The 6,084-nt window shown below is 62.3% G+C and carries 8 protein-coding genes; 1 reads left to right on the top strand and 7 read right to left on the bottom strand.

The features are described 5' to 3' along the window. Positions 1-23: 23 nt before the first annotated feature. The 7 genes from QMG56_RS14720 to QMG56_RS14750 all read right to left on the bottom strand — a co-directional run bounded on the left by QMG56_RS14720 (position 24) and on the right by QMG56_RS14750 (position 4,700). Positions 24-485, bottom strand: a complete 462-nt coding sequence (locus QMG56_RS14720) for a hypothetical protein (protein ID WP_281823030.1) — start codon at positions 483-485, stop codon at positions 24-26. 43 nt (positions 486-528) lie between these two features. Next, complete coding sequence (locus tag QMG56_RS14725) at positions 529-885, bottom strand: hypothetical protein (protein WP_281823031.1); 357 nt, start codon at positions 883-885, stop codon at positions 529-531. Between the two features lie 63 nt (positions 886-948). Beyond that, positions 949-1,512 carry a helix-turn-helix transcriptional regulator gene (locus tag QMG56_RS14730; protein ID WP_281823032.1) on the bottom strand — a complete coding sequence of 188 codons (564 nt, stop codon included), beginning with the start codon at positions 1,510-1,512 and terminating at the stop codon, positions 949-951. 199 nt (positions 1,513-1,711) lie between these two features. Beyond that, positions 1,712-2,311 carry a GntR family transcriptional regulator gene (locus tag QMG56_RS14735; RefSeq protein WP_281823033.1) on the bottom strand — a complete coding sequence of 200 codons (600 nt, stop codon included), beginning with the start codon at positions 2,309-2,311 and terminating at the stop codon, positions 1,712-1,714. Beyond that, complete coding sequence (locus tag QMG56_RS14740; protein ID WP_281823034.1) at positions 2,308-3,192, bottom strand: phytanoyl-CoA dioxygenase family protein; 885 nt, start codon at positions 3,190-3,192, stop codon at positions 2,308-2,310. The genes QMG56_RS14735 and QMG56_RS14740 overlap by 4 nt, the downstream gene beginning before the upstream one ends. Then, on the bottom strand, positions 3,189-3,812 hold the full coding sequence (locus QMG56_RS14745) for an acyl-homoserine-lactone synthase (RefSeq protein ID WP_281823035.1): 624 nt from the start codon (positions 3,810-3,812) through the stop codon (positions 3,189-3,191). Before QMG56_RS14745 ends, QMG56_RS14740 begins: the two co-directional genes overlap by 4 nt. 144 nt (positions 3,813-3,956) lie before the next feature. Further along, complete coding sequence (locus QMG56_RS14750; protein ID WP_281823036.1) at positions 3,957-4,700, bottom strand: LuxR family transcriptional regulator; 744 nt, start codon at positions 4,698-4,700, stop codon at positions 3,957-3,959. Between the two features lie 582 nt (positions 4,701-5,282). Here QMG56_RS14750 and QMG56_RS14755 point away from each other — a divergent pair. Beyond that, a complete protein-coding gene (locus QMG56_RS14755; RefSeq protein WP_309298569.1) occupies positions 5,283-6,050 on the top strand; it encodes an ArdC family protein in 768 nt (255 codons plus the stop codon). The last annotated feature ends 34 nt before the right edge of the window (positions 6,051-6,084 follow it).

Genomic DNA, 6,084 nt, shown 5'->3' on the forward strand with positions numbered 1-6,084 from the left:
GCGCGATTTGAGCCAGAACAGGCCTAGCCCGTACGGTCGACCATCGCTGGCCGCGTCCAGGAGGGGTCCGCGCCAAATCTCGATAGCCGAGCCTGATGCCGCCGCGTCGCAATCGCCAGCACGATCATCTGTGGCACGGCCCAGAAGGCGTTGGCGACCCAATAGAGCACCGGCACGATCTGCGGGTCCAGCAGCCGGATCAGATGCCCGATCACCGCCAGCAGTTGGAACGCCGTGATGGCAATCGGCCAATATCGGCGCGCGAGCAACATGATCGAGCCAAGCGCGAAAAGCATGACCGTATCGACGACGAAGATCGCTGACTGGAACCCATCCGGCGGCGGCGGCATGCGGATTGAGATCAGGACCGACGCCATGACGCCCGCCACGAAGATCGCCGCCGTCAGCCTTTCGGGACTGCCGCCGCGTATGGCGGCATAGCCGCAACACGCAACGGACAGGATTAGGAAGGCCAGAAGGATCATCGGACCCGAACATACTGTCCCGTCTCTTGCTCTGGCAATGGCGTCAGGCAGCAGCAGCCAGGGGCGTGGTCGTTCTTACGCTGCGCTGCGTACAAGGCCAGGTCGGACCGAAACTGGTCGGTGTCGCGCCCAGCGACGCGGCGATCCTGCGATATTCGGCATGGGCTTCAACAATCGCGGTACGTCCCTCGAGATGCGCATCCATTGCGCGCCGGAGTTTAACCAGCGCTGGCTCGGCGAGACTGGGGGCGAGGCCATGGTCATTCTGCGTCTTCAGCGTCGCGATGATGAGCTCAGCGGTAGAGATGATGCCGGTATCGGCCGATTGCTCGGCGGTCTGGACGGCAGCGGCAATCGTCATGATACCGTCGAAAATGGGATGGTCGGAAGGCTTTGGCATGCGCGGTCTCCTTCCGCGCCAACATAGTGGCGCGGGTTGAGGTGATGTCGCTGCGAGGACGTGTCAGGAGGCGAGGCGGCGGAGAAAGTCGGCGATGCTGAACAGCATGCCAGCACTGGCGCTGATCGCGAAAAAGCAGAAGCCGATCGCGACCGCCGCGACAAGGGTAAACAGGGCCCGGGTCGCCAGCGTCATCTCATCCGGTCTCGTCCCATCGAGGACTTCGCGTACAAGTGGGCCAAGTCCGACCCGCCCGCGAGGCGGGGTGACGGACCGCCTCTCGCCTGGAACGACATCGGACAGTGTCAGCTGTGCGTCTTCGGCGTACGATCGCATTGGAGCAACGTCGACCCGGTCGGCTATCCCTAGCAAATCGCCCCCCATTATCTCGGGGTCGTTTGGGTGGCTCGCAGCGTCCTGTCTCGCCAGATGCTCGGCGTAGAGCAGCGCCGCATGCCGGCGATCATGCGCACCCAGTTTGGCGACCGCGTCACGTATGTACCCATTGACCGTACCCGGCGCGATGCCGAGTTCGCGGGCGATATGTTCGGAACTTTTGAGCGCCCGCACCATTCGCAGACATTCGCCCTCGCGCGGCGTCAGACGGTCGAATTGCGGCTCCGTCATGCGTCGATCTGAAACCCCCATGGCTTTTCGAATGGCATAGAAGCCATAGGCTATAACGGGTAGCTGCGGGCAATGCGTTAACGGCGTTGTTCCGGCAGGGACTTCAATCGTCTTCGACACGCTGTGGCGACACCCGACATATGCCGCTGCTGTGTCGCTCCACACGGCTGTTTTTCGACCTCTTATACAGGATCAGCCTTCATCTTTCGCGCGCGGCATGCGCAAGTTGCGGCGCCAGACGGTGCCGCCTTTCATGATAATGTTGGACGAGGTGGCTCATGGCTTCCCAACTGCCAGCCCGGGCCAGCGTCTCGATCCGCGAGATTTCTGCGCTCGCATCGGCAAGGAACATCTCTTCGATGCGGCGATAGGGTCCAAGACGGGCGGCGGCGTTGCCAATCGCCCAGTCCAGCTCCGGATTATCACACGAAGCGGCGATCGCGCCGAAGAGGATCGCACTATGTTCCGCAACGCCATTATGTCCATGCGGCATATCGAACGTCCCATTGCCGGCTTCGAGGGCGCGCAACGCCAGCTCGAGCAACATCTGATGCCAGTCTATCAGCGCTACGAGTTCGGTCGCGTCGAGCAGAGGCACCTGGAAGCCCTCGCCCGCGCTCGCACGGACCAGTCGTTCGCCGGTCAGGCGATTGAGACTATCGCGCACAGGTGTCATACTCACAGCCAGATCCTGCGCCAGCTTGCCTGCCTCAAGGCGCTGGCCCGCCGGCCAGGCACCGGCGATCAGCCGCCTGCGGAGCGCATCATAGGTGGGTTCAAGGACGTGCGCGGGGCTCATTGCGGCACCGCATCAGCAACAAAGCCGGCAAGAAGGTCAACTTGATCGGGGCGCAAGGCATCGACCGGGCCGACATTCTCAGGAACATGGTCGCGCAGCAGGATCGAAGGACATTGCCCCTCATAATTGCCAAGATTGGGGCGATGCTGGGCATAGCCAACCAGGGCTGCAAGATCGGGCGGAAAGCGCCGTGCTGTCGTCGGAGGGTAAGCCAGCCACTGATTTTCATAGGGCTTGAGCCACCCTAGGCAGTAGCCCACCACAATCCCGCGCCGTGCCTGCGCGCTACTATTGGCGCCCGCACCATGGACCGTCGATCCAAGAAAGCAGATCGCGCTGCCCGGCGGGCATTCAGCCGCGATCGGATCGCACAGCGCCTCGCGCGCCATGCCGACTGGGCCGTGGCTGTCGGGGTATATGAGCGTCGCGCCATTGTCCTGCGTGAAGGGCGTCAGCGGCCAGATCACGTTGACCAGATATTCATGGCCCCCCTTCTCCCCCTGCCACATGTCATGGTCGCGGTGCGGCAACTGCCGCGCTTCGCCAGGATGAATCTCTATTCCCTGCGCCACATTGAGCTGGATCCTGTCGCACGCTCCGCCCAGCGCCGCTTCGACAATGAATCTGATGACGGGGTGCAGCACGAGCGCGGCGGCATGATCGGAGCGTTTAAGCAGGCTGCCGAACCGCTTCGTCTTCTCCCCGTAGAACCGACCTTGGCAAAACGGCGTTGCTTGGAATACCGGATCGAGGTCTGCCGCGAGCGCAGCGATGGTCTCGACCGGCAGCGCGCCATCTATGATGCAATAGCCGTTGGCCAGCAGCCGTTCCGTCCAGGCCTGTGCGGCGTTCGGCATGTTTGCGTCGCGCGCGGTCCTCATGCTGGGTTCCGACGCGGCGCGTGCAGCGTAAAATGTTCAGCCGCGTGAATGCCGGCTTTGCGCAGTCCATTGATCGTCTGGTCGTCTATGACGATATGCAGCGCCGTCAGCCAGCGCGGCCCGTGCCCCACGGGCTGGCCGAGCGCCTCGCAGGCCCAGCCGAAATAGCGTATCTGTTCGAACCATTTTTGTTCGGCCACGCCGGTAAAGGCGGCAATGCCGTTGGCGAGCGCATGGTCCACGAGCGCTGTGATCAGTTGGTTGCGCGCGAGCCGGCGATCGGCTGCGCGTTGGTGACGATCGAGACAGAAGCGGGTAACCTCTCGCACATGGCTACCGCGCGGCACCGGCCCTGCACACAGATGCGGGTAAAGATCGGCGAGGATGTGCGGCCGATCCGTACGCAGCAACCGTGCCGAGGCGCGATGGTGCCTCCCGGCGTCGATCAGGACCAGATATTCGGCATCGACCGTGTCGAACTGGTCGACCTCGAACCGTCCGGCAAGAACCGGCAGCTCCCATTTTAGAAGGTCGATGAAGACTTCCTTGCGGGCCTGGAACATGGCGCGCAGCGCCATGTCCTCATCGACGTCATGTGGTTTGGCGGTCTGTCCTGACATGGGCTGTTCCTTGGCGAGCGTGATCCCGCGCGCACAACAGCATTCAGGGCGCTTGCCGCCCATACCAAGAAATGGGGAGGTGCCGCCCTAAGTGAGGCGGCACCTCGTTCGGGCGGCATTGTCAACGCTGCCGCCTTGGCATGACTACCGCCAGCGGAAGATGTCGGAAAAGCTGATGAGCCCGTCGAACAGCGCATACAAGATGAGCGATGCCCGCTTTCGCGCGTCATACCGTTCGCGGGCGTCCTTCAGATGCTGGATCACGGTCTCATGGCTGATCCCCAATATCCGCGCGATCTCCCAGTCGGTCTTCCCGCGTGCGGCCCAGAGGACGCAATCGCGCTGACGGTCTGTGAGCCGGGCGCGACATGCAGGACGACACCAGCCGGAAAGCCGGCTTGCCTGAGCGATCGCCAAGGCGCCGAGCGCGTCCGCGACGATCAGTTCATAGTCTGTCAGGGCGCGGTCCGTGGCGGTAACGAACGTACAACTTCCCGTCACGGTACCAGGCAGATGACGCGGCACGGTGAAGCCGTCCACCATGCCATGTTTACGACCGGTGTCGAACGTCACCTGCTCTAAGGCTGTCATCGGAATGAGCTGGCCGATATCCCGCCAGCGAAACCCAGAAAGGCTGTTTTCGCCAGCACGGCGTACCGGGTCCGTCGCAGCCAGATTGAAGCCGATATAAATGTCCGCCCAGTTGGACGGATAGCTGTGGACGAGAACCGAGGTCCCCGCATCTCCGCCAAGACCAAGCTCGACGGACAGGGCAAAGCGATCGAACCCAAGCGCATGGGCGACCTTGTCGATCGCTTCGTGCAAGGCGTCGACCGACAGCGCTTCGAGGATGGACTGACTAAGCGGCTCTATCTGTTGTGAATGCATTCTCCAGCTGTGCCCCACGGCAGCCTGCCCAACCGGCTCGACCGCGAAAGCGCCCTTTCCTTGCTCGTGGGCTTTTGGCGACGTCCCTCACGCCGCACCTCGAGCGATGATGTCCTTGTCCAGATACATGCCTCTGCCGATCGCGCGGTCCTTATCCTGACCTTGCCAAACAATTTGCCTGAATGATGCCACGGATCAAGATAAAAACAGGGTGGCTCACAGTGGCCCGGCCAAAGCCGGTTGGGCTCTATCCCGATCTTCAAGAATGACCGGAACCCAGCCCGCAAGGGTCTGGGCCTGACAGTGACGATCCTTGCCATAAGGCGATGTCGGCAGTCGCCGCGTCGGCGCGGCGGCGTTGATAATGGCCGCTCCCTGCGAAAAACGGAAGTGGCCGGCGCGCCTGGCTAGGCCCGTCGCAGGTGGCTTCAACCCGTTCCGCTTACGCTCCAGGGTGCGCCTTGTTGGGCGCCCTGTCGGTTCCGCCACCCGCTTTTCCGGGCCTTTTCAGTCGCATGCTGCCGCCCACCCCCGCTTTTCCGGGGGCGCTGCTGTTTTAAGGCAAGTAGAAGGAAGAACATCATGCGTTCCAGCACCATGCGTCGGGTCGCCGAGACCCCACAACCCATATCCGAAAGGCCCAGCCTTTATGACGAGGTCACCAGCCGCATCATCGGCGAACTGGAGCAAGGGCGTTTGCCTTGGGTCCAGCCTTGGGGACAGGCCAATGCGCTTTCGCCCGGCCTGCCGCGCAACGCGCTGACCGGTCGCGCCTATTCGGGCGTCAATATCCTCATCCTGTGGGGCACCGTGATCGAACAAAGCTATCCCTCGCAAGACTGGCTGACCTTTCGGCAAGCGCAGGACGCGGGCGGGTGCGTGCGCAAGGGCGAGAAGGGAACCACCATCGTCTATGCGGATCGCTTCATTCCGCAGGCCGAGAAGAGCAAGGCCGCGCAACAAGGGGAAGATGCCAAGTCCATTCCGTTTTTGAAACGTTTTACAGTCTTCAATCTGGCACAGTGCGAAGGGTTGAGGCCGGGTCTTGCACCGCAAGCCCTCCCCTTGCCCGAGCGCGAAGTCGTTCCGCTGGCCGAGGCAGTGATCGAAGCCAGCGGCATCGAAGTAAGAGTAGGCGGCGACAAAGCCTATTACGTGCCATCGCAGGACTATATTGCCGTGCCGCCGCAGCAGGCCTTTTTCCAGCAAATCAACTATTATCGCACCTGCCTGCATGAGGTATGTAACATCGCAAGTGTCCTCGTTTCGAGGGCCGTCGATGGCCTTTGCGCCCTGCTGTTGCCGCAAAATCGCAGGGCCAGCCTTGCGATTTCAGGACGGGAGTCCTGATCATGCGCAGCACCGAACGCACGGATATCTACAC

It is taken from the genome of Sphingobium sp. BS19 (assembly GCF_027925545.1).
In the GTDB taxonomy this organism is placed as follows: Bacteria; Pseudomonadota; Alphaproteobacteria; order Sphingomonadales; family Sphingomonadaceae; genus Sphingobium.

Bases quoted from the DNA above. Each gene is read 5' to 3' on its own strand.
- QMG56_RS14725 (WP_281823031.1), bottom strand. From the start codon at position 885: ATGCCAAAGCCTTCCGACCATCCCATTTTCGACGGTATCATGACGATT.
- QMG56_RS14755 (WP_309298569.1), top strand. From the start codon at position 5,283: ATGCGTTCCAGCACCATGCGTCGGGTCGCCGAGACCCCACAACCCATA.
- QMG56_RS14745 (WP_281823035.1), bottom strand. From the start codon at position 3,812: ATGTCAGGACAGACCGCCAAACCACATGACGTCGATGAGGACATGGCG.
- QMG56_RS14740 (WP_281823034.1), bottom strand. From the start codon at position 3,192: ATGAGGACCGCGCGCGACGCAAACATGCCGAACGCCGCACAGGCCTGG.
- QMG56_RS14750 (WP_281823036.1), bottom strand. From the start codon at position 4,700: ATGCATTCACAACAGATAGAGCCGCTTAGTCAGTCCATCCTCGAAGCG.
- QMG56_RS14730 (WP_281823032.1), bottom strand. From the start codon at position 1,512: ATGACGGAGCCGCAATTCGACCGTCTGACGCCGCGCGAGGGCGAATGT.
- QMG56_RS14720 (WP_281823030.1), bottom strand. From the start codon at position 485: ATGATCCTTCTGGCCTTCCTAATCCTGTCCGTTGCGTGTTGCGGCTAT.
- QMG56_RS14735 (WP_281823033.1), bottom strand. From the start codon at position 2,311: ATGAGCCCCGCGCACGTCCTTGAACCCACCTATGATGCGCTCCGCAGG.